Raw genomic sequence first — 22869 nt, 5'->3', positions numbered from 1 at the left:
CGCCTGCGCGCGAAAAGAAGTATCGACTTGTGCTGTTGCCGTTGAGCGACGCACTGTTTGCAGGGATACTGAGCCTACGACAAACAACGTGTGAAAGGATCGATGCATGGCTTTCCGTAACGACTTCCTGTGGGGCGGCGCAACAGCTGCCAACCAGTGCGAGGGCGCCTACAACGTGGACGGCCGCGGCCTTGCCAACGTGGACGTGGCTCCGCACGGCCCCGAGCGCTATGCGGTGGTCTCCGGTCAGCGCAAGATGCTCGACTTCGAGGACGGCTATTACTATCCCGCGCAGACCGGCATCGATTTCTATCACCATTACAAGGAGGATATCGCCCTCTTTGCCGAGATGGGCTTTAAGACCTTCCGCATGAGCCTGGCGTGGACCCGCATTTTCCCCAACGGCGACGAGACCGAGCCCAACGAGGCCGGCTTGGCCTTTTACGAGGACGTATTCCGCGAGTGTCAGGCGCACGGCATCGCGCCGCTCGTGACCATTACGCACTTCGACTGCCCGATTCACCTCATCAAGGAGTATGGCGGCTGGCGCAATCGCAAGCTCATCGACTTCTACAAGAACCTCGCGACCACGATCTTCACCCGCTACAAGGGCCTGGTGAAGTACTGGCTCACCTTCAACGAGATCAATATGATTCTGCACCTGCCGTTTATGGGTGCCGGTCTGGTCTTTGAGGAGGGCGAGAACAAAGAGGCCGTCGAGTACCTGGCCGCCCACAACGAGCTCGTCGCCAGCGCTTGGGCAACCAAAATTGCCCACGAGATCGACCCCGAGGTCAAGATCGGCTGCATGCTCGCCGCGGGTAGCTACTACCCCTACAGCTGCCGTCCGGGCGACGTGCGCCAGGCGCAGCTCGATAACCAGAGCAACTACTTTTTTGTCGACGTCCAGAGCCGCGGCTACTACCCGGCCTATGCGCTCAAGAAGCTCGAGCGCCTGGGCATTGACGTCGGGATGACCGATGAGGATCGCGAGATCCTGGCCGCCAACACCGTCGACTTCATCAGCTTTAGCTACTACAGCACCCGCTGCTCTGCCGGTGCCGACAACCCCGATATCGAGCGCACTCAGGGCAACGCTTTCGCCGGCGCCAAGAACCCCTATCTGCAGGAGAGCCAGTGGGGCTGGGCTATCGATCCGCTGGGCTTCCGCATCACGCTCAACGACCTGTACGACCGCTATCAGAAGCCGCTGTTTGTGGTTGAGAACGGTCTGGGCGCCAAGGATGTTGTCGAGGAGGATGGCTCCATCAACGACGACTACCGTATCGACTACCTGCGCCAGCACATCGCTGCCATGCGCGACGCGGTGACCGAGGACGGCGTGGACCTTTTGGGCTACACCACCTGGGGCCCGATCGACCTCGTCTCTGCCGGCACCGGCCAGATGTCCAAGCGCTACGGCTTTATCTACGTCGACCGCGACGACGCGGGCAACGGCACCCTCAAGCGCTCCAAGAAGAAGAGCTTTGATTGGTATAAGAAGGTAATCGCCTCCAACGGCGAAGACCTGGCCTAAGGGCCTGAGGCACTCAACCTTGGGGCTCCAACCCTCCTCGCGTACCTAAAGTACGCTTCGTCGGGCTTGTCGCTCCCAATCTTGAGCACCTCAGGCCCTTAGGAGGTAGACCTGACCGTCGCATTTCGAAAGTCATGCTTTATAACGTTCTAACCAAGGCGCCCGGCGAGCAACTTATGCCCGCCGGGCGCCTTGTTAAAAGAAGTGAAAGAAAGCAAAAGAAGTTAAAGCTTGCAAAAGAAGTGAAAGCGGGATGGCAGTAGTCATCGGGGACGTTCTTAAACGACTAGTCGTCGGGGACACTCCTTGCCGAGCCGGCAGTCTACGTCGTGCTCTTTCTGGGCCAGACGGCTCAAAAACGCTGCACGCGTGGACTGCTGGGGCCAAATATGCGGCATTTCGAGCACGGCTTCGATATTGGGACTGATTCTTTATTAAAATAGTTTTACAGACATTTGAGTGCGGGGGGGGGGGGGGGGATTCATGAGAGGCATGGGAGACGCAGCCGCATACTTGCGTCGGGGCATTCGGGAGATTATATGCCTGGCGCTGTTCTATTTTACGTATTTGGCTGGCGAGTATCTTTTTGACGTGCGCGTTGCCGAGTTTGTGCCGCCGAGCGAGGTCAGTGTCTACGAGAGCTTCATCGTCGGTGCGAGCGTGATCGGCTTTCTTGTGCGCCCCCTTCTGTACTACCGCCGCCCCCATGCGATCGATACGACGAGCGACGTCACGGGCGTGCTGCTGGTATCGGCATTGCTGCTGCTGATTATGGCTGTTCGGTTTGAGGTGGTAATCGCTGGCGGTTTGATAGCGTGCTGCACGCTGGGCTACTGCGGATCGACCGCCCATGCCAACTTTGCGCGACGCTTTGCACGGACGCCGTATTTGGCGCGCGCGGCGGCGCTTTCGTATGCCCTGGGCGTTCTGGTGCAGGTGCTCAACCATATGGTGATGCCCGCGGGAATTCCGCAACAGTTTGTTCTTGTTTCCTGTGCGGTTGTGCAGGTGGCGCTGCTCCACGACGCTCGTCGTGCCAAGCTGCGCGGTGAATCTGAGCCTGGGAGCGAGTCCGATATCGCCGAGCTTTCGGTGGATGCGTCGGAATTTGGCGCCAAATGGCAAGACGATTCTGAATCAACGGCGGCTTTTCGGCGCGCCGTGGTGCGTTTGACGGTCGCAATCGCCTGTCTTGCTGGCGTGTTTGCCGCCCTCAATGCGGGGCTCACGACCTCGCACGCCGCCGGGGCCATCGACTTGGGCGATTGGCCGCGCTTGCTGATGGGCGTGAGCGCTCTAGTCGCCGGCGCCCTATTTGACCTGCACGGTCGTTCGTATATGAACATCACCATGACTTGCACTGCCATGTTGTCCACGCTTTCGTTCTTTGTCTTGCTCGTCGACGGCAATGGCGGTAATGCGCTTGCGGCCATGGCGATTTTCTATCTGGGTTCGGGCTTCTTCGTGGTGTTTTTCACGACGAAATTTGCTGCCATTTCGGTTTATGCGCACTGGTCGTATCTGTGGCCGTGCATGGGTCGTGTCATCAGCAACGTTTGCGCGATGCTCGTGACGGCGCCGGCGGTGGCGATTGTCTCGAGCCAGAACGTGCTGCTGGCGGTGAGTGCGGTGCTCGTGCTGTTTGTGGGCATTGCGATTTCGCTGCTGGGGCAGTCTGGGCATCGGACCGATGACGCTGCGGCGCCCGGCGAGCTGGCGTTTGCTGCCGATGATCTTGGTGCGGACCGCGCGTCTGCTCAGAGCGAGCCCGATTTCGCGGAGGTTCCGGAGCTCACGCTCGGCGAGCGGCTCGATGCCTTTGTCGCCGCCTTTGAGCTTACAGAGCGCGAGCGCGATATTTTGGAGGCCTTGGTCGCATCGCACGAGAGCGTTCAGGACATCGCCGCAACGCTCTTCCTTTCGCGCTCCACGCTCTACCGTCATATCGCCTCGATTAACAAAAAGACCGGCGCCGCCTCGCGCGTGGCCCTTATCAACTTCTTCTGGTCTTGGACACCAAATGATTAGTTAATTTGGGACGGGGCTTTTTTAGCTGTTTTGGGCCGCTGCGGCCAGCAGGGACGGGTCGCGGCGGCCCGGGCATTCTTGACGATAGTTCCGGCGACGCTACAGCAGCTCGCCGTGGCGGGCGATGTAGTGGTGCTTGGCCAGCTGAGTGAGTGCGATGTAGGCGGCGACGATGCCGATGAGCAGCGCGAAGAAGCTCGTTGGCAGCGGCATGAGCCCCAGTGCATCGGCGATGGGGCTTGCCGGCAGCCAGGTGACGAGCGCCAGGCCCAGCACGGTGAGTACGCACAGCGCGGGGGCGGCGTGGTCGCGCGGGCTCGGCAGGCGCGGGGAGCGCAGCATGTGGATCACGAGCGTCTGCGACCACATGGACTCAACGAACCAGCCGCTCTGAAAGAGCGCCGCAAAGGTCGCCATGCCCGCGACGTCGCCCGCGGCGGCAAGCTCGGACCAGCTCGTGCCCACGGCGGCGGGGCATACCACAAAGAAGAGCGCGGCAAAGGTCACAATGTCAAACAGCGAGCTCACGGGGCCCAGCTCGAGCATAAAGCCCTTGATGGACGCGGCGTCCCAGGCGCGCGGACGGGCAGTCCAGGCGTCATCGACGGTGTCCCACGGCAGCGCGATGCACACGATTTCGTAGACCAGCGACAGCAGTACCAGCTGCAGGGCGCTCATGGGCAAAAACGGCAAGAACAGGCTCGCGACGGTTACGGACAGTACGTTGCCAAAGTTGGAGCTCACCGTGGTCTTGAGGTACTTGAGCAGGTTGCCGTAGGTGCGGCGGCCTTCGATGATGCCGCGCTCGAGCACGCCCAGGTCCTTCTGGAGCAAGATGATATCGGCGGATTCCTTGGCGATGTCGACGGCGGAGTCGACCGAGATGCCGCAATCGCTCGCACGCATGGCGGCGGCGTCGTTGATGCCGTCGCCCATAAAGCCCACGGTGTGACCGAGCAGCTCACGCATGACGCGCACCAGGCGCGCCTTCTGCAGCGGCGAGAGCTTGGCAAAGAGATGAGTTTTCTCAGCGCGCTCGGCAAGCTCGGCGTCATCGAGCGCATCGATCTCGGAGCCCAGCAAGACGTTGCTCGCGTCGATACCAATCTGTTCGCAGACGGTTGCAGCGACGCGATCGTTGTCGCCGGTCAGGACCTTGACCGCTACGCCCTTGGCCTCGAGGGTGGCGACGGCGCCCGCGGCACTTGCCTTGGGCGGATCGAGGAAGGCCAAAAAGCCCATCAGTACCATGTCGCACTCGTCGGCGATGCCAAACTCGCCCACGCAGCGCGGATTGGTCTTCTGCGCCACGGCAATCACGCGCAGACCCTCGGCGTTGAGTCCGGCGACCTGCTTGCGAATCTGGGCGAGCTCCTCGTCGGCGAGCGGCTGGACGATGCCGTTGACCTCGACAAAGGAGCAGATCTCGAGCATTTCCTCGGCAGCTCCCTTGGTAACCATCTGGGTTTTGCCTTGGGCGTCGGCGACAACTACGCTCAGGCGGCGGCGTGAGAAATCGAAGGGCACCTCGTCGACCTTGGTATAGCGGTCGCGCAGGCTCTGGCCCAGCATGGAATCGGGCACGACGGTCGAGGGCGTCACGTCGGCACGGTCGATTACGGCCAGGTCGATAAGGTTCTTGAGGCCGGTCTGGAAGAAGCTGTTCAAAAATGCATGGCGCAGTACGCGTGCGTCCTCGTTGCCGTCGGTGTTGAGGTAGCGCTCGAGCACGATGCGGTCTTCGGTGAGGGTGCCGGTCTTGTCACAGCACAGGACGTCCATGGCACCCAGGTTTTGAATCGCCGGCAGGTCCTTGACGATAACCTGGCGACGGGCGAGGTCCTTGGCGCCCTGCGACAGGCTCGTGGTCACGATGACGGGAAGCATCTGCGGCGTGATGCCCACGGCCACGCTCGTGGCGAACAGCAGCGCGTCGATGACGTTGCCCTTGGTGGCGGCGTTGATGGCAAAGACGGCCGGCGCCATAACGAGCATGAGGCGTATGAGCAACATGGAGACGCTCGAGACGCCGCGGTCAAACGCACTCTTCTCGCCGCGCCCGTTGAGCATCTTGGCGATGCCGCCCAGGTAGGTGTCCGATCCGGTAGCGACGACAAGTGCCATGGCGCTGCCGTTTTGCACGGAGGTGCCGGTAAAGACGATGTTCTTGCAGGCAGAGAGCGGTAGCGCGGAGCTGTCGGCACCCTCGATAACCGTGGCGGCAGCGGTCTTCTCGACGGCCTCGCTTTCGCCCGTGAGCGCTGACTCGATCACAAACAGGTCGCGCGCGGTGATGATGCGGGCGTCCGCCGGTACCATATCGCCGGCAGAGAGGTGGATCACATCGCCGGGGACGAGCTCGTCGAAGGGGATCTCGAGACGCTCGTCGTCGCGCAGGGCGCAGCAGGTGTTGGAGACCAGGTCCTTGAGGGCCTCGGCTGCATTGCCGCTGCGGGCTTCCTGGATAAACTTCATGCCGCCCGATACCAGCAGCATGATGCCGATGACGATGACCGTGGAAGGGTCGCGCTGCGGCTCGGGCACGGCGAGCACGTCGATGTAGAGCGAGACCAGCGCGAGCGCGGCGAGGATGCCGGCGAAGGGATCGATGAACGCGTCGGCGATGCGGCGGGCGAGCGTTTTGGTCGGCGCCTCGATGGTGTTGGGCCCGGTGGCGTCTAGGCGCTCGGCGGCGTGCTCGGCAGTGAGCCCGTCGGCCGTGGTGTCGAGCAGCACGAGGGCGTCCTCGGCGCTATGGGTGGCGGCGAATATGGTGTTCTTTGACAGGCCGGCGTGAGCGGCGGGGCGCGCCGTGCGGCGGCGCTTGGAGATGGCTTCGAGTACCGTGGCGGTTTTGAGCATCAGCATAGGGTCCTCCTTGTTGAAGGGAGTTAGCGTACGTGTCGTATTTGCTTTAAAAAACCTAGATGTCGCTCACGTCATACTCGCGAACCACCACAAAGGGGACAGGCACCTTGGTGGTGGTTTTGACGATCGGTTAGTGGCGCTTATGCGTGCGCGGAATCCTCGCGGCGTGCCGAGGGCGACATGCAGGTTTTTCGACTATGACTGCCTTCCATGGCACACCTCCTTAAGGCCGGGCGCGGCGCGCTTCGGGCATCTCGTGCCCGTTTGAATCCGCCCGTATTCTTGATGAGGGGGTTTGCCGTGTCAACCCCATTGTTCGGAAAATCATCGCCCCTGACAAAGCCTTTACAGAATGTCGCGGTCTCAAAGCGCGCCCGCAATGAGCCCTGCCTGCGCTAAACTGGAAGGCACGTACGCGAACACGAGAGGAGCCCGCATGGAGGCTTACAAGCAAGAGTTCATCAAGTTCATGGTCGAGTCCGACGTCCTTAAGTTCGGCAGCTTTACGCTCAAGAGCGGCCGTCAGTCCCCGTTCTTTATGAACGCCGGCGCTTACGTGACGGGCTATCAGCTCAGGAAGCTGGGCGAGTATTATGCCCAGGCCATCCACGATAACTTTGGCGACGACTTTGACGTGCTGTTTGGACCGGCCTACAAGGGTATTCCGCTGGCTGTTGTTACCGCCATTGCCTACCACGAGCTGTACGGCAAGGAGGTCAAGTACTGCTGTGACCGCAAGGAGGCCAAGGACCACGGTGCCGACAAGGGCAACCTTTTGGGTTATGAGCCCCAGGACGGCGATCGCGTGGTGATGGTCGAGGACGTGACCACCTCCGGCAAGTCCATCGACGAGACCTATCCCAAGGTCATGGCTGCGGCCGATGTCGAGATCAAGGGCCTGATCGTCTCGCTCAACCGCATGGAGGTCGGCAAGGGCGGCGTGACCACCGCTCAGAAGGAGATTGAGGCCAAGTACGGTTTCCCCGTCGCGAGCATCGTTTCCATGGCCGAGGTCGTCGAGACCCTCTACAACCACGAGATCGACGGCAAGGTCGTCATCGATGACGAGCTCAAGGCCGCCATCGACGCTTACTACGAGCAGTACGGAGTTAAGTAGGTTCCGCCGTTCTGCCGAACGGCGGACCGGCCGACGCTGCGCGGGCCGCATTTGGACAATCTGACGTTCAACTTCAAGGGCGCGACCAGAAGGTCAGCGCCCTTTCGTTTCACGTCACCTTGTCTCAAATGCGACCCGCTCGCTGTCGTTGCCAAAACATCGGCGTTGCCGTTGCTGTGGGGGTACTCATTGGGTACTCATTGGGGACGTACTTAAATGAGTGCCCGCAGAGTGAGAGTGGATAATCTCCCGTTTTTGGCCTGTTTGCGGGCTCAAAGTGGGAGATTATCCACTCTCGTCATTTTGGCACTTGGGGACGTTTCTTTTGTGCCGGCACCTGGGGACACTCCTTGCCGAATGTGGGCGCCGCCGGTTGCTACGCGACGGTGATGGCGATCTGGGCGTAGCGGGTGCAGGGGCGCTCGGCGCGCGTCTGCACGCTGAGGGTGAGCACGAAGCGGTCGCCTGGTCGTGCGTCGGCGGGCACGATGAAGGCGGTGTCCACCGTGCATTCTTGCCAAAGCGACAGATCTTGGGCGCCCGCATAGCTCGACGGGCCTACGGCGACATCCCAATGTGCGTCGAAGCCGCGGTCGTCGGGGTCGACAATCGTCGCTGCAAGGGCGACGCGCTCGCTAGCAGCGGCGCTACGGTCGGCCGTAACCTCGACAACATACGCCGGATGCGAGCAGACTGCCGGATCGTGGGCACACCATTGCGCGCGGGCGGCAAAGTCTTCCTGATAAGCGCGCAGGTAGGGATTGGGATTGTCGTCTGCGGGCGTGCTGATAGCGGCAAAACCGGCGGGCGCGTTTGCATCAGGATGCCCATCAAGAAACATGCGGCCGAGCAGTGTGTCGAAGCCGCGGTCGTCGATACCGCGCAGGCCAAACGGCAGCAGCGGAATATAGGTCATGCTGTCACCTTCGGCCATAAAGTCGCCGCGCTCAAACTGCATCGCGGGCATGCCTTCCAGACCCCAATCCAGACGGGCATGCTTGCCAAACTGAAAGCGCTCGGGCTCGTTTTCGTAGACCTTGCCATCGCCATAGAGCATATAGCGCGCCATGAGGGGGCCGTTGCCCTGCGTGAGGTTCTGTGCAGGCCAAGGAGCCTTAAACAGCCGCAGCGTATCGGGCTGAGCCGTCTTGGCGTCGACATAGCCGCCATACCTATAGGGCACGCGCCAAAAGACGAGCTTGGGAAAGAGCTCGCGCCCATGGTCGAGCCATGAGTTGTCCTGGCCTACGCCATTGGCAACCCCCATCACGCGCACCTTCTGATAGATCCGCTGCTGAACGGCGGGCCACTCGGGTGTGGCGCGATAGCGTTCGGAAATACTCATGAGGGCGCGAACGATAGTGTTCATACCGCCCCAGCTGAGCAGCCACAGCGTGCGGGGATCGTCATCCATGATGGCGTCGGCGATGACGCGCGAACCGGGCGTTTCCTCGCGCACGTCGCCCTCAAAGGCGGCGTTGCCCATATAGGTGCGCTCGATCATCTGAGCGGGCGTGGGGAAGGACGGCTCGCCGGCGGCAGCGGCGTTGGCCTGCAGCTGCGGCCAGGCCTGGGCATACTCGTTGCTCCACAGGCTTTCGATCCAACCCTCGGGGAATGGACGGTACTCCATGAGCGAGCCAGCTTCGGGGTCGGGCTCGTGCGGAACGACGTCCCAGGTATAGGAGCGCACACCTTTGGTCCGCCAATGCGGATTCACCTCGCCCAGCGTATGGACACCATCGCCAAGAAAGTGATATTGCGAAGCCGTGTACACCACAGCCTGCACATCGAGCACATTGAGATACAGAGCCAAATGAACCAGAGAGTTCATATCATCGACTTCCATATCGGTGGTGACAATCACCCGAGTCAAATTCTGAGACATAGGAACAACTCCAACCACGATTTTTTTTCAGCCAGTTACGCGCAAGGCAAGACGGGACCCACGCTCACATCGCCACCGACCCGGCGGTCCGCCGGAAGCGCCCGGCCAGCGTTTCGAACAACGTTAGCTCAGGGTGCCCCGCCCTTTAGTTTTGTGAACATTCCGCAGCGCGGGCCCGTTTATCCGATGCTCCGAAGGAGCAGGATGAACGGGCCCATGCGCGAGGACGTTCACAAAACTAAAGGGCGGGGCACCCGATGGAATGGTTACCTCGAAACCCTGGCCGACCACTCCCAGCAGCCCACCGGCTCGCCGTCGATGAGTACGTTGCCCCCGTCGAAGTCTTGATAACACAGGTCGTTGAACTGGTGGATCCACACGCCGTGGTTGAATATCTTCTTGGCCGAGCCGTCGGCCTCGCGGTACACGCCGGTCAGGTCCTCGACATGGCTAAAGTAGGTGAGGTGCACGTTGGCGCCGGCATCACGCAGGCGCGCCGTGAGCGGCAGCACCGTCTGCTGCGGGCACACGAGCTCGTCGCCCTTGGAGTGCGTAAACCACAACGGCGTCTTGGAGAGTGCGGCCACGTCCTCGTCCGTGGCGTTGTACCACGGCGCGCAGCAGGGAAGGCCCGCGGCGAAGAAATCGGGGTAGTCGGCGCACAGGCGCAGGGTCATAAAGCCGCCGTTGGAAAGACCGGCGACCACGATGCGATCGGTGTCGATGCGGTCGGCATGCTCGGCGACAAACTCGTCGATGAGCGCCTTGAGCACGGGGGAGTAGATGCTCTGGTTGGAGCGACCGAGTTGCTCGATGCCGTTGTCCATCCAAAAGGTGGGCGACTGCGGCACGAGCACCCAGGCAAAGCCGCCAAAGTAGCGCTGGATCTGCTTTTGTGAGAGCGCTGTCACGCGGTTGCCGGTGTAAGCACGCGTCGCGCCCTCGCCCTGCGTGGCGCCCTTGCCCTCGCCGGCGCCGTGCAGGTACACGATCAGCGGCGCCTTCTCGACGGCGGGCGTGTCCTCAGGCGCAAACGGGTTGAAGAGCGCGGAGTCAGCGGGCTCAAAGCTCGGCTCATAATAGCCGTACTCGAGCGCGATGCCGTCGACGGGCGTCTGCTGCACGGCGTTATGCCAGCCCTTGAGCGCGGGGCAGATGTCGCCGCGGCTGCGGTCGAAGACGAGACCTGCGGTGGGGTCATCGCCGTCTTCGCCCGGGAGCGCCACAAGCTGCGTCACGCGCAGGCGGTTCTCTATATAGCGCGAACCCAGCACGCCACCCTCGATCTCTTTGGTGAGACGCACCTCGGGCGTCTCGAGCGCTACGTGTGTGCCCTTGGGCAGGCGCTGGCCGTTCTCATCACAGGGGTAGGTGGCGAGGACCGGCACGTAGCCCACGGAGGGCGCCGCGTGATCGGTCCCGTGCTCCTTGCGCATCAAGACCTCGCCGGCGCGCTCGTGGCGGGCACAGTAGATATTGAACGTGTGCTCGTTCACGTCGTTGGCGCGCACGGTACAGGGCAAGTCGAGTACGACCTTGCTGATCCAGGGGCCAAAATCGCCCAGCGTGGTGACGGTTGCGTAGGTACACGATTTGAGTTCCATGAGCTACTCCTTTGTGCCGCAAGTACTAAACAAGAGCGGCAATACAGACTAAACATGTTTAGTTTAATGCAGAACTGTAGAATGAGCAGATGAACTCGGTAAACGGTAAAACTGAACACGCAATGAACTACTAAACAGACGTTTACTATTAACTAGCAGGACTTTTGTTGAGGATCCAACAGGTTATAGAGGTGTTTATCAAAATAAAAGCCCACGTAAATAGCCATATATCAATATCGGGTCAAATAGACGATCTTCTACCGTCTAAATACGCTTACCCCCGATTTCCTACCGTTCACCGGACTCTAGACGGCAGAATTGCCACAAATGAGGCGCTCCGTGTAAACTAAAGTCCGTAAACGTTCAGTAAACACAATGTTTACGACGACGTATCCAAGGGTTCGGTAACCGTAAGGGGTTATAGTCACCGGGCCAAAGGCGTGCCTACGCCCAAGCGGATAGGCACACGAAGATATGGGGAGGGGTCCCATGGCAGTAGATAACAAGCAGATTGCCACCGATGTCCTCGAGCTCGTGGGCGGTGCGGAGAATGTTACCGTCGCCACCAACTGCATGACGCGCCTGCGTCTGACGCTCAAGGACAACAGCAAGGCCGACGTGGAGAAGATCAAGAAGGTCAAGGGTGTTCTGGGTTGCCAGTTCGCCGGCAGCCAGCTCCAGGTCATCATCGGCCAGAACGTGCCCAAGGTGCTCGCCGAGTTTGTGGCCATGTCCGGCGTCAAGCAGGGCGAGGCCGTCAACGAGAACCTCGACGCGCCCAAGGAGAAGTTCGAGCTCAAGAACCTGCCGAACATCATCCTCGACTATCTGTCCGGCTCCATGACCCAGCTCATCCCGCTGCTCATGGCCGGCGGTCTGTTCCGCACCATCGCCGCGGTCCTCGGTCCCACCATGCTCGGCGTGCTCTCGGCCGACGACCCGACCTACACCTTCCTCTACACCACGCTGTACGAGGCAACCTTTACGTTTATCCCCATCTATCTGGGCTATGCTGCGGCTAAGAAGCTCGGCGCCAGCCCTGTGCTCGGCATGCTCCTCGGCGGCGCTCTCATGGCCCCGTCCGTGGTGACGGCCGCTACGCAGGAGGGTGGCGGAATCATCTCCGTCTACGGTATCCAGATCGCTGCCGCCAACTATCAGCAGTCCGTTCTGCCGATCATCCTTTCGGTGCCTGTCCTCTACTTCATCGAGAAGTTCTTCAAGAAGGTCATGCCCGACGTGCTCTCCACGGTCTTCACGCCGTTCTGCACCATGATCGTCACGATCCCCATTGCCTTCATCGTCCTTGCCCCCGTCGGCAACGAGATCGGTTCCCTCATCGCAAACGCTCTGTTTGGCCTGGCTGATATGGGCGGCATCGGCGTCCTCGTCGTCATGGCCGTGCTCGGCGCCTTCTGGCAGCTCTTCGTGGTCTGCGGCATGCACATGCCCGTCATCCTGCTCGCTCAGGTTCAGATCATCGCCGCCGGCTTCGATCCCTTTGTCTTCGTTTCCACCAACTGCGCCATGGCCGCTGTCTGGGGCTGCGCCTTCGGTGCTTTCCTCAAGATGAAGAACCCCGACGAGAAGTCCCTTGCCATCGGTTACGTCATCTCCGCTATCGCCGGCGGCGTCACCGAGCCCGCGCTCTTCGGTATCCTCATGCGCTTCCGTCGCACCATGTTTGGCATGTTCATCGGCGGTGCCATCGGCGCTGTGTTCTCCGGCCTCATGGGCGTTACCTATTACCTCGCAGGCGGTGCCTCCAACTTCCTGGTCTTCACCAACTACCTGCAGGGCGGCCAGATGAACACCGTCTGGGCTATCGTCGGTATGGCAATCTCCTTTGTCATCGCCGCTGCCGTCGTCTTTGTCTCCGGCTTCTCCAAGGAGGAGCTCGCCGAGATGGAGGCCTAAGGCCAAGCCATTCGGTCTAAAAAGACCCCTACACGACAGGGCCCCGTCAGGCGCAAGCCCGGCGGGGTCTTTTTTGCAAGGTAGACTGATTGGGGGCGGATGAGATCCGCCCGCGAGGAATTGCCAAGTGCCGAGGGCTTTCGCGCGGGGCTACCGCGAAAGCCCCCGGCGGTTCGCAACTCCTTTGTCAAACGAAAGGACATGCAGATGAGTTTGGGAAAACTGACCGTTAACGGTCGCCAGGATGGCTTCTTGTGCGACGGCAAACCATTCTTTTGGTTTGCCGATACGTGCTGGAGCGCATTCACGAGCATCACCGAGGTGGATTGGGACTACTACCTGACCCGCCGTGCCGAGCAGGGCATGAACGTACTGCAGATCAACACCCTGCCGCAGTGGGACCGCTGCCTGCCCGATCTGGGTATCTGGCCCTACGCGAGCGAGGACGGCGTTCACTTTGACTGGAACGCGCCCAACCAGGAGTACTGGGACCGCGCCCGCCGCATGTGCGAGGCAGCTGTGGAGCACGGCATTCGCCCGGCGCTCGTGCTCATGTGGTGTAACTACGTGCCCGGTACCTGGGGCGCCAAGATTGCCGAGCGTTGCGGTGCCGAGATTATGCCGCGCGAGGAGGTTCGCGCCCACGTTGCGCGTGTCGTCGAGAACCTGGGCGAGTTCGACCCCGTCTACGTGGTGACGGGCGATACCGACTTTGCCAGTGGCGAGGCGATTGCCTATTACGAGGAGGCGCTCGACGAGGCCGCCAAACTGGCGCCCGAGGCCCTGCGCACCATGCACATCAACCGCGGCAACCGCAGCCTGCCCACGCAGTTTGCCAAGCGCCTGGACTTTTACATGTTCCAGCCCGGGCACAACTACGAGGGTCAGCCCGAGGCCTGGAAGCTCCCCGAGGACTTCCGCGCCAACTATCCCAAGCGCCCGATGGTCAACTCCGAGCCCTGCTACGAGCAGATGGGTGCGTCGCGCAACGTGTACTGGCGTTTTACCGCGCAGGATTGCCGTGCAAGCGTGTGGTCGAGCATCCTGGCCGGTGCCTCGGCGGGCATTACCTACGGTGCGCACGGCGTGTGGAACTGGCAGACCTCTCAGAGCCGTGGCAGCGTCCTTGGCGAGGGCTTTGACATGCCGTTCCGCTGGCAAGAGTGCCTGCAGTTTGCGGGCGTGTGGGACTTTGGCCTGATCGAGCACGTGCTGCGCGGCCTGGGTGCCACGAGCGCGGATGGGGCGGTAGCTGTTGAACCCGCGCAGGAGTTGCTCGACGACGCACGCGAGGCCATCCGCGTGGCGCGCGTGGGCGAACGCGTGGTGGTCTATCTGCCGAGGACCACGTCCGTCAAGCTCAAACTCGAGGGCGGCACCACCGCCTGGAATGCTGTGGCGTTTGACCTAGAGAACAAGCGCGTGGCAAACCTGCCGGTTGTGCCCGTCGACGGTGCCGTGCGCGTGGCCCAGCATCCCTTCGAGCACGATGCACTCCTGGTGGTCTCGTCCGCTCAGTAGCGCGCGGTTCCAACGCGACCGGCGGCAAAAAGGCCCGAGTAACGACTACAGAATGAGGGTGGATAATCTCCCGTTTTTTGCCTGTGTACGGGCTCAAAGTGGGAGATTATCCACCCTCGTCATTTAAGTGACCAAAAATCCTCTCTCGTTTTATTTGAGCCCGGGCAGCTTGGTAAAGGGGAAGGACTGCTCGAGGAACTCGGAGCAGCGGGCGTAATCTTTGGCAAAGTAGCTGCTGTAGAGCGAATCGAGTACGTATTGCACGGCGATGTGGCTGGCAAACTGCGTGATGCGGTGGCTCAGGCTCTCGATATCGCTTACGGTGAGATATGCCGCAAAGCCGGGGTGAATGCGGGCACAGTATGGCGTGCCGATGACGATGACCGGGACATGTCGACTGCAGAGGATCGGCAAGATCTCCTTGAGGTTGGGGGCAAGGCCGCTGTAGGAGATGACGATTGCCACATGGTCGGGGCCCGAGGCGAGCGCCGTGCGCACTTGGGCCTCGATATTGTCGTAGCACGTTGAGCTCTTACCGGCGGAAAGCAGGCGATCGCGGAACATTCCCGCCGGATACAGGTTGTGCGAGCCCGTGTAGATGTCCACGGTGCCGGCGCGTAAGACGAGCTTGGCGGCGTAGTCGAGCTGTGCCGGGTCGAGGATTTCGCGCGTCTCGGAAAGCGTGGTCTCGTACAGTCGCGCCATGCGCTCGGAGATCTCCTGGGCGCTGGAGGTCGCATCAAAGGGAAAGTTGATATCCACCTCGGGGGCGGAGTCTGCGCGCGAGGCTGCGCGCATCAGCTCGACCTTGAGTTCTTTGAAGCCCTCGAGGCCGAGCTTTTTGCAAAAGCGGTGGATGCTCGCAACGGAGACATTGGCCTGGCGCGCAAATTCCTTAATGGAGAGCCCGCGGACGTCCTCGCCCATGGCGAGAACCGTCTGCCCGAGCTGCTGCTCGGTGGGGGTGAGCTCCTTGCCCTGCGTGATCTTGCGCTTGATGTCCATATGACTCCTATGCGTTCGTGTCGCTATGTATCAATCATAGCGGTAAACAAAACGCCGGGGAGCAAGCCCTTTCTATGGTCCGCCGTTCTAACGAACGGCGGACCGCTTGACGCTGCGCGGGCCCCAAGCACCCCATCTTGCCGCTCAGCTTCGACGGCATGGGCAAAAGCCCTATGCCGCCTTGCTTCGTGGCAACCTGGGGCACTTGGAACCCGCTCGCTGACTTAGATTCAACCAAGGATTTTGCCTTGATTGAAGTGGGCTTCGATGCCGTTAGCCAAGCAGGCGCACGGGGCCGAGCAGGCCGCTGGGTCCGGAGGGTTCGGTGAGGGCGAAGATGTCGGGGATGGCGTGGTCGAGGGTGTTGATTACATCGATTGTGAGCGCATGTTCACCGGCGGCAAGGGTGCCGAGCTCAAAGCGGTAGGGCGGACAGATGCGGCAGCCCAGATCCGCGCCGTCAAGTGCGACCGTGGCGGTCTCAAAGACCTCGCCCAGGTCGAGCGCGGCGCCGGCGAGGTTCTCAGCAACGGCAAAGCTTGCCTGGTAGCGGAAAGTGCCTGCCTTGCCGGGGAATTCGGCGCAGGAAAGATCGTGCAGGTCGCCAAGCTCGACGGCCTCGTCAAAGACCAGGTGCGTGGCATCGGCGTCGGGCGTGGCAAAGGAGACGTTCCAGGGGCCGTCAACGCGCATGACCTCACGCTCGGCATCGGAGTTTCCGCGCTCGGCGGCAGCGGGCGCCTCGGCCCCGAGCACCACAATGCAGCTCTCGTAGGGCGCGAGCTCAAGCGTGCCGTCAAAGGCGACGGGTGCGCTGCCGTTGAGCAAATCGAGGCGCACGCCGTGCACGGGCGCGCCGTCTGCGAACTCAACATGCGTGTGAATGCCCTGCTTGGGATGCTCGTTTACCAGCATGAGGTAGCTCTCGCCGGCGCGGTCGTAGCGAAGCGCGCGCAGCCACGGCTGCGGCTCGGTGCACGACACGGTCTGCATGCCGGCTGCGGCGAGCACGCTCGCAAGCTCGGAAGTGGCAACAACACGCACACGTGCAAGCTCGCTGGCCTCCACGGGGGCAAAGCCCGCGCGGCTGGCAGCTTCGCCGTCATAGCGCTTGCTCGGCAGCTTATCCAGGGCATATACGCCAGCGCCTGCGGCCGCAGCGCGCGCGGCAAAGTTGAGTACGGCCCCGCCGGCATATTCGGCGCCGGGCATCACCAGACAGCGGTACGCCTGGCCGTTCACGCTAAAGCCGCTGCTGTCTGCGGCGAACTCCACGGAGTAGCGTTCGGTATCTTCAAACGACTCGGCCGGCACGATATCGAAATCGATCTGCGCGCGCACGAGCTCGGCGGCGGCATGCTGCATAAACGAGGCCTCGCCCGCCCACTCGGCATCGGCGTGGTACAGAAGCGCCACCGGCGTGGCGGCCCGCCCGCCCGAAAGCAGGCTCGAGGTGCGGTTCATGTAGCTCATGAGCTTGCCAAAGTGCGCAAACTGGGGGTTCTGACCGTGCGCGTAAAAGTGCGGCGGGCAGTCGAAATCGGGGAAGGCGGCCATGCTAAAGGCGTGTGGCACAAACCAGTTGACGCCGCGCACCATAACGTGGTCGGCGATCCACTTCATCTCGCGCAGGCCCTCATGCCAGCCAAAGGCGCCAAATACCTCGGCCATGCAGCAGCCCTGCTTTTTGGGGTCGAGATGCGCTGCCGAGGAGCCCAGCTTGGGCAGCACGTAGTTGTAGAACTCCAGGTCCCACACGCCGCGGCCGTAGGAGTGGAGCCCCCGGTCCATGCCGGGGATGAGCTGGTTGATCACGATGTCCACGCCCGCCATGTCCTGGCCGCCCACGGCGCGGAAGTAGTGGCCGGCGCCCACACCCAGGCGCGCGTGGCAATCCTTGTCCTCGATCACGTGGCCGATATACTGCACGCCGTGCGCGCGGCACCAGTCGCCGAGCTGGTCGCAGAAGCACTCCTTGTAGAGCGTGCTCGCAATGTCCATGTACGCGTGGCGCACGTGCGCGCCGGCGTCCTTGCGATCCCACAGGTGCGGGAGCTCGTCCAGGTAGCGCTCGCCCAGCGCCGCACGCAGGCGGCGCTCGAGCTCGGCCGACCAGGGCAGGGGCGCGGTGGCCTTACCGATGAGTGTGTCGGAGATGCCGTTGGCGCCGGTGACGCCCTTCTCGTTGGCAAAGCCGGGCTCATCGGAGAAAAAGCCCAGGATGGTCTTGCCAAACTCATCGCCCAGATGCGCAAAGTGCGGCTTGTACACGGCATCGATGAGCTGCGCCACCGAGGCACGGTCGACCATGTTGATGTAGTCCTCGTTGTAGGAGGTCTTGCCGCTCGTGAACATCACGCACGCCTGCGTGGTGCCGGCCGGTGCGTCAAAGACCAAGCGGCAGGGCATGCCGTGCTCGTCCTCGATTACGCGGTGCTCGACCTCGACGGTGCGCCCTTCCTGCATAAACGTTACGCCATAGAAGCGCTCCGTCTTGTCGAACATGTTGGTGAGCGCGATGCTCGCCTGCGGCGTGGGGCCCACCACGTCGATGGTGCGGTGGGTGAGAACGATCTTGCGGAGCTCGGGCGCCGCCTCCTTGACGGCGCCGTTGGCGTATCCGGTGGGAAAGTGCGCATCGTCTAAGATCCAGATTTTGAGGCCCAGCTGCTTGCACGTGTCGATCACAAAGTGCAGGTCGCGCCACCAGCCCTCATCGCAAAAATCGGGATGCGGGCGGCTCTCGAGGCAGACCTCGTGGATATCGGCGCCGGCAATCTTCTCCAGATATTCGGCAATGGTCTGTTGGTCCTCGCCCTTCATCCACAAAAACGGGAGCACGTGGTTGTCATAGGCACCGTTGAGCACCTGCTGGTAGTACGCGGTCATGGATCCTCCTTGCAAGCCGATGGTGGGCAGCGTATGTTGCATGACTCCATTCTGGCGTGCGGGCGATGGCGTGCTAATATCCAAATCACGACAGAATATGACCGAATCAACGATTGGTGGGGCCATGGAGATCTTGGAGCTCGAGCGCCGGCTGAGCGAGCTGAGCGCCAGCGAGAGGCGATATAGGGACGAGGCTCCCTTTGACTGGTCGATCATGACCGAGCGCGTTGAGGTCGATGGACGGTCGGTGCGAAAGATCGGGCAGATGGGGGCGGAATATGCTCAGGCCGGAATGCCAGCTGGCCTGATGATCAGGAGAAACTCGCGCTTTAACGCGGTACCCGAGCATGTGCACGACTACGTTGAGATCAGCTATGTGTACCGGGGGCGCTGTCCGCAGACGGTTGCGGGGGAGAAGCTCGTGCTCGAACGCAACGAGGTACTGCTGCTCGATGCCGCCTGCCCGCACGCGGTGGCGGCGCTCGGCGAGGATGACATCATGCTAAGTATGACCGTTTCACGTACCTTTTTGCAGCGCGGCCTCGAGGCGAGCCTCTCGCGCGAGAGCGCGGTCTCGCGGTTTTTGTTCAACGCGCTCAACAGCGAGACCGACCATCGCGGGCACGTGCGCTTTCGCTGCGGGGAGAGCCGGCGCGTGCGGCGCTACATGCAGGAGATGCTCTGCGAACGCTACGAGCCGAGCCTCAACAGCGCCGAGATCGTTCTGCGCCTGTTTCAGCTTCTGTTGGCCGAGCTCATGGATTGCTACGAGCACGAGCTCGTGCGCGGCGCGGCGGCGGGGCGCGATGAGTCGGGGCGCGCGGCCTCGCTCGTGGCAGGGATGCTCGGCTACATCGAGCGCTCGTTTGCCACCTGCTCGCTCGAGGAGATGGCGGCACGCTTTCATGTGAGCCCTAACTACGCGTCGGCGCTGCTCAAGCAGCATGTGGGAAAGACCTACCGACAGCTGGTCCAGGAGCGCAGGCTCGCGCGTGCCGCGGAGCTCTTGCGCGCGGGTGCCACGGCCGAGGCGGCGGCGCGTGCCGTTGGCTATGAGAACATGAGCTTTTTCTATCGCAAGTTCCGCACCGCCTACGGCTGCACGCCGGCAACATACCGTGGATGAGCAAGGCGGGGCGGGCTTTTAGCTATCGATATGCCACATCTAAATAGGTCGTTTCGTTTCATCCACCCGGGTTGGAGGGTGGCCGTCAGGTCGATTTTTGCCTCGTCTAGACCTCGGTATCAAAAAGTGTCAGCCGGCGGACGCGCTGGGGCGAAAAGAAGTGTCCAATGCGCCGCCTCCGCGCCTTGGGCGCCCGGGCGCGCGCGATACTCAGCTCAGCACATAAAACCCGCTGCGAGGAGGCACATATGGGATTTCCCGAGGGATTCTTTTGGGGCGGCGCCACGGCCGCAAACCAGTTTGAGGGCGCATGGAACGTTGACGGCCGCGGCCCCAGCGTAGACGACCACTTCCTGGGCGGCAGCTACAAGGAGCCGCGTCAGATTACGCTCGACATCGACCCCAACCGCTTCTACCCCAATCACGACGGTATCGATTTCTACCATCACTACGAGGAAGACATCGCGCTCTTTGCCGAGATGGGCTTTACCATGTTCCGCATGTCCATCTCCTGGAGCCGCATTTTCCCCAACGGTGACGATGCCGAGCCCAACGAGGCCGGCCTTGCCTTCTACGACCGCGTCTTCGACTGCCTGCGCGCACACAACATCGAGCCGCTTGTTACGCTTAGCCACTACGAGATGCCCTATGCCCTGGTCGAGAAGTACAACGGTTGGGAGAGCCGCGAGCTTATCGGCTTCTTTGAGCGCTATGCCCAGACCGTGCTCGAGCGCTATCACGACAAGGTGACCTACTGGCTCACCTTCAACGAGATCAACTGTGGCACCCTGGACCTGGGCAACCTCTTTGAGACCAGCATGATTCGCGGCTACGAGGGCCCGGCCTCCGGCGCCCACACCACTCCGCAGCAGCGCTTCCAGGCCCTCCACCACCAGTTTGTGGCGAGCGGTCGCGCCATCCGCTATGCGCACGAGCACTTCCCCAAGCTCAAGATGGGCAACATGGACTGCTTTATCCTGTCCTATGCCGCCACGTGCGACCCGGCCGACGTCCTTGCCACCCAGCAGGAGATGAACACCATGAACTGGTACTGCTCCGACGTGCAGGTGCGCGGCAAGTACCCGTTCTACGCCAAGCGCTTCTGGGCCGAGAACGGCATCGAGCTTAACATCGCCGACGGCGACCTGCAGGACATCGCCGACGGCAAGGTTGACTTCTACACCTTTAGCTACTACATGTCGGGCACCGTGGGCACCCATAAGGACCACGAGATGACCGAGGGCAATATGGCCTTTGGCGGCAAGAACCCCTACCTCGAGAGCACCGACTGGGGGTGGCAGATTGACCCGACGGGCCTGCGCATCGCCCTCAACGAGATCTACGCCCGCTACGAGATTCCGCTGATGGTGGTCGAGAACGGCATGGGCGCCTACGACGAGGTGGAGGAGGACGGCTCCATCCACGACCCGTACCGCATCGCCTACCTCCAGAGCCATGTCAAAGCCATGGGCGAGGCCATCGAGGACGGCGTCGACCTGATCGCCTATACCTGGTGGGGTCCCATCGACCTGGTCTCCGTCGGCACCGGCGAGATGCGCAAGCGCTACGGCTTTATCCGCGTCGATAAGTACGATGACGGCACCGGCACCTACGAGCGCCGCCGCAAGGACAGCTTCTTCGCCTACCAGAAGATCATCAAGTCCAACGGTACCGAGGGCCTGGCTTAATTGACAAGATGAGTGCCACCGGGGAAAGCCTTGGTACGGGCTCGCGATTCGAGTCCCCACCTTAGCATTTGAACCATTTGGCACTATAATCACCATAGGCATGCGCATAACGTTGCGCTTGATCAAGAGGAGAAAACGTATGGGTCTGTTTGACATGTTCAAGAAGAAGGCTGAGCCCGCGGCTGCCGCTGCTCCGGCCTCCATCTCTGCTTCTGCCGGCGCCGACGTGCTGTGCTCGCCCGTCAAGGGCAAGGTCATCAAGATGGCCGACGTGCCCGATCCCGTCTTTGGTGGCGAGGTTCTGGGCAAGGGCTGCGCCGTGTGGCCCGAGGACGATCTGGTCTACGCTCCCTGCGACGGCAAGGTGACCGTCACCATGGGTCACGCCGTGGGCCTGCAGTCCGATAGCGGCATCGAGGTTCTGGTGCACGTTGGCGTCGATACCGTCAACATGAACGGCGACGGCTTCGAGGGCTTCGTCAAGGCCGACGACGTCGTTAAGGCTGGCCAGCCCATGCTCAAGATCGACCGCGCCAAGATCGCCGCTGCCGGCTACAAGGACTGCGTCGTGGTGGCCGTGTCCAACACCGCCGAGTTCGCCGACGTCGAGCTCGCCGTCGAGGCTGACTCCGCTGTCGCCGCCGGCGATGCCATCGTCAAGGTCGTCCGCAAGTAGTCTGCGGCAACATAAGGGTGTTTTGGGGTGGTCGGGTTATCCGGCCGCCCTTTTTTATTGCAATGCGGCGGAACGTTTTATTGCGCGTTGGGCGGACCGGTAAACCGTTCGGACGTTAAATCGAGCCGACTGCGCCTTTGCTTTGCCGGGGGTGTTCGTTATCGGCTAATATGGCCTTATTGTTACGACGCGCACCGCGTCGGGAAGCGCGGTGCCGCTTGTTGGGAGGAATGTCATGAAGAAGAAGCTGCTGCTTGCGCCCCTGATGGCTGTTCTGGTCGCGTGCGTGGTTGTGCTTTCCGGCTGCGGAGGTCCTTCGGTTGAGGAGCTCATCACCGAGGATCTTACGACGCAGTTTGACGAGGTCAAGAACGGCGGCGACGACTTCCTCGCCGGCCTGGAAGAGGCCTCGGGCGACGAGTTCGAGCAGCTGGGTATCGATCCCAAGGAGTACGCCAAGAGCTATCTCGAGGGTTTTGACTACAAGATCGGTGACGTGACGGTCGACGAGGACAAGGGCACCGCAACTGCCGAGGTCACCATTACCTGCAAGTCCATGAACCAGATCGTTGAGGATTTTGCCACCCAGTATCAGGAGAAGGTCGCCGCGCTCGATTCGATGCCTTCCGATGACGAGCTGTACAAGATGGCCGGTCAGGTTATGGTCGATGTGACCAAGGCTGCTAAGACCAAGGACACCAAGGTCACCTTCAAGTATTCCTGCAATGACGATGGCGAGTGGTCTGCCGACGATTCCGCAACCACCGAGATGATGAATGCGATGATGAACTAGGGGGGTTACGCGGGCACCAGAGCGACAACTTGTCATTCAAAGAGGACGGCATGACCAGAAGGTCTATGCCGTCCTCTTTTCATGCCAATTTGTTCGCTCTGGTGCCCGCTCGCTGTCCGTCCTCTACCTGCGACGTTGCCATGGTGCTGCACTTGGGGGCGTTCCTTTTAATATGAGCAGGACATTGTCAAGAGGCAAAATCGGGCCTGGCC

General features: G+C 61.6%; 15 protein-coding genes. 10 read left to right on the top strand and 5 right to left on the bottom strand.

Annotated elements, in window-relative coordinates; genetic code table 11:
• Window positions 1-106: 106 nt before the first annotated feature.
• The 3 genes from DXD77_RS06240 to DXD77_RS06235 all read left to right on the top strand — a co-directional run bounded on the left by DXD77_RS06240 (window position 107) and on the right by DXD77_RS06235 (window position 3565).
• Entirely contained in the window at window positions 107-1537 is a 1431-nt protein-coding gene (locus tag DXD77_RS06240) for a 6-phospho-beta-glucosidase (protein WP_117564521.1), read from the top strand.
• 134 nt (window positions 1538-1671) lie between these two features.
• On the top strand, window positions 1672-1800 hold the full coding sequence (locus DXD77_RS10645; protein ID WP_255413161.1) for a hypothetical protein: 129 nt from the start codon (window positions 1672-1674) through the stop codon (window positions 1798-1800).
• Between the two features lie 220 nt (window positions 1801-2020).
• Entirely contained in the window at window positions 2021-3565 is a 1545-nt protein-coding gene (locus tag DXD77_RS06235) for a helix-turn-helix domain-containing protein (RefSeq protein WP_117646426.1), read from the top strand.
• A 99-nt stretch (window positions 3566-3664) separates the two neighbouring features.
• On the opposite strand, the gene mgtA is transcribed toward DXD77_RS06235, so the two are convergent.
• Window positions 3665-6433 carry a magnesium-translocating P-type ATPase gene (mgtA, locus tag DXD77_RS06230; protein WP_117564524.1) on the bottom strand — a complete coding sequence of 923 codons (2769 nt, stop codon included), beginning with the start codon at window positions 6431-6433 and terminating at the stop codon, window positions 3665-3667.
• Between the two features lie 436 nt (window positions 6434-6869).
• Between mgtA and pyrE the strand changes: the two genes are divergently transcribed.
• Window positions 6870-7550, top strand: a complete 681-nt coding sequence (gene pyrE / locus DXD77_RS06225) for an orotate phosphoribosyltransferase (protein WP_117648223.1) — start codon at window positions 6870-6872, stop codon at window positions 7548-7550.
• Between the two features lie 376 nt (window positions 7551-7926).
• On the opposite strand, the gene DXD77_RS06220 is transcribed toward pyrE, so the two are convergent.
• Complete coding sequence (locus DXD77_RS06220; protein ID WP_117564526.1) at window positions 7927-9438, bottom strand: nucleoside hydrolase-like domain-containing protein; 1512 nt, start codon at window positions 9436-9438, stop codon at window positions 7927-7929.
• A gap of 266 nt (window positions 9439-9704) precedes the next feature.
• Window positions 9705-11042 carry a prolyl oligopeptidase family serine peptidase gene (locus tag DXD77_RS06215; RefSeq protein ID WP_117564527.1) on the bottom strand — a complete coding sequence of 446 codons (1338 nt, stop codon included), beginning with the start codon at window positions 11040-11042 and terminating at the stop codon, window positions 9705-9707.
• Window positions 11043-11531: 489 nt separating this feature from the next.
• Here DXD77_RS06215 and DXD77_RS06210 point away from each other — a divergent pair, with 489 nt between their 5' ends.
• Window positions 11532-12959 (top strand): PTS transporter subunit EIIC, encoded by a 1428-nt coding sequence (locus tag DXD77_RS06210; protein WP_117564528.1) that lies wholly within the window; start codon window positions 11532-11534, stop codon window positions 12957-12959.
• 207 nt (window positions 12960-13166) lie between these two features.
• Complete coding sequence (locus tag DXD77_RS06205; protein ID WP_117648245.1) at window positions 13167-14480, top strand: DUF4038 domain-containing protein; 1314 nt, start codon at window positions 13167-13169, stop codon at window positions 14478-14480.
• Window positions 14481-14630: 150 nt separating this feature from the next.
• Here DXD77_RS06205 and DXD77_RS06200 read toward each other — a convergent pair whose 3' ends face one another.
• Together DXD77_RS06200 and DXD77_RS06195 are read right to left on the bottom strand one after the other, a co-directional pair.
• Window positions 14631-15485 (bottom strand): MurR/RpiR family transcriptional regulator, encoded by an 855-nt coding sequence (locus tag DXD77_RS06200; RefSeq protein WP_117564529.1) that lies wholly within the window; start codon window positions 15483-15485, stop codon window positions 14631-14633.
• A 273-nt stretch (window positions 15486-15758) separates the two neighbouring features.
• Entirely contained in the window at window positions 15759-18374 is a 2616-nt protein-coding gene (locus DXD77_RS06195) for a glycosyl hydrolase (protein ID WP_158548949.1), read from the bottom strand.
• A 97-nt stretch (window positions 18375-18471) separates the two neighbouring features.
• Between DXD77_RS06195 and DXD77_RS10280 the strand changes: the two genes are divergently transcribed.
• The 4 genes from DXD77_RS10280 to DXD77_RS06165 all read left to right on the top strand — a co-directional run bounded on the left by DXD77_RS10280 (window position 18472) and on the right by DXD77_RS06165 (window position 22657).
• Window positions 18472-19500, top strand: coding sequence for an AraC family transcriptional regulator (locus tag DXD77_RS10280; protein WP_158549105.1), 1029 nt, complete (start codon window positions 18472-18474; stop codon window positions 19498-19500).
• Between the two features lie 248 nt (window positions 19501-19748).
• Window positions 19749-21188 carry a glycoside hydrolase family 1 protein gene (locus DXD77_RS06175; RefSeq protein ID WP_117564532.1) on the top strand — a complete coding sequence of 480 codons (1440 nt, stop codon included), beginning with the start codon at window positions 19749-19751 and terminating at the stop codon, window positions 21186-21188.
• Between the two features lie 139 nt (window positions 21189-21327).
• Complete coding sequence (locus DXD77_RS06170) at window positions 21328-21864, top strand: PTS glucose transporter subunit IIA (protein ID WP_055310775.1); 537 nt, start codon at window positions 21328-21330, stop codon at window positions 21862-21864.
• 235 nt (window positions 21865-22099) lie between these two features.
• Window positions 22100-22657, top strand: coding sequence for a hypothetical protein (locus tag DXD77_RS06165; RefSeq protein ID WP_117564533.1), 558 nt, complete (start codon window positions 22100-22102; stop codon window positions 22655-22657).
• Window positions 22658-22869 lie beyond the last annotated feature (212 nt).

The sequence above is a fragment of the Collinsella sp. TM09-10AT genome, from assembly GCF_003436275.1.
Lineage (GTDB): Bacteria > Actinomycetota > Coriobacteriia > Coriobacteriales > Coriobacteriaceae > Collinsella.
This window is presented reverse-complemented; position numbering and strand designations above follow the sequence as displayed.

Excerpts from the sequence above, each read along its gene's own strand:
- DXD77_RS06240 (WP_117564521.1), top strand. The coding sequence starts at position 107 with ATGGCTTTCCGTAACGACTTCCTGTGGGGCGGCGCAACAGCTGCCAAC.
- DXD77_RS10645 (WP_255413161.1), top strand. The coding sequence starts at position 1,672 with ATGCTTTATAACGTTCTAACCAAGGCGCCCGGCGAGCAACTTATGCCC.
- DXD77_RS06235 (WP_117646426.1), top strand. The coding sequence starts at position 2,021 with ATGAGAGGCATGGGAGACGCAGCCGCATACTTGCGTCGGGGCATTCGG.
- mgtA (WP_117564524.1), bottom strand. The coding sequence starts at position 6,433 with ATGCTGATGCTCAAAACCGCCACGGTACTCGAAGCCATCTCCAAGCGC.
- pyrE (WP_117648223.1), top strand. The coding sequence starts at position 6,870 with ATGGAGGCTTACAAGCAAGAGTTCATCAAGTTCATGGTCGAGTCCGAC.
- DXD77_RS06220 (WP_117564526.1), bottom strand. The coding sequence starts at position 9,438 with ATGTCTCAGAATTTGACTCGGGTGATTGTCACCACCGATATGGAAGTC.
- DXD77_RS06215 (WP_117564527.1), bottom strand. The coding sequence starts at position 11,042 with ATGGAACTCAAATCGTGTACCTACGCAACCGTCACCACGCTGGGCGAT.
- DXD77_RS06210 (WP_117564528.1), top strand. The coding sequence starts at position 11,532 with ATGGCAGTAGATAACAAGCAGATTGCCACCGATGTCCTCGAGCTCGTG.
- DXD77_RS06205 (WP_117648245.1), top strand. The coding sequence starts at position 13,167 with ATGAGTTTGGGAAAACTGACCGTTAACGGTCGCCAGGATGGCTTCTTG.
- DXD77_RS06200 (WP_117564529.1), bottom strand. The coding sequence starts at position 15,485 with ATGGACATCAAGCGCAAGATCACGCAGGGCAAGGAGCTCACCCCCACC.
- DXD77_RS06195 (WP_158548949.1), bottom strand. The coding sequence starts at position 18,374 with ATGACCGCGTACTACCAGCAGGTGCTCAACGGTGCCTATGACAACCAC.
- DXD77_RS10280 (WP_158549105.1), top strand. The coding sequence starts at position 18,472 with ATGACCGAATCAACGATTGGTGGGGCCATGGAGATCTTGGAGCTCGAG.
- DXD77_RS06175 (WP_117564532.1), top strand. The coding sequence starts at position 19,749 with ATGGGATTTCCCGAGGGATTCTTTTGGGGCGGCGCCACGGCCGCAAAC.
- DXD77_RS06170 (WP_055310775.1), top strand. The coding sequence starts at position 21,328 with ATGGGTCTGTTTGACATGTTCAAGAAGAAGGCTGAGCCCGCGGCTGCC.
- DXD77_RS06165 (WP_117564533.1), top strand. The coding sequence starts at position 22,100 with ATGAAGAAGAAGCTGCTGCTTGCGCCCCTGATGGCTGTTCTGGTCGCG.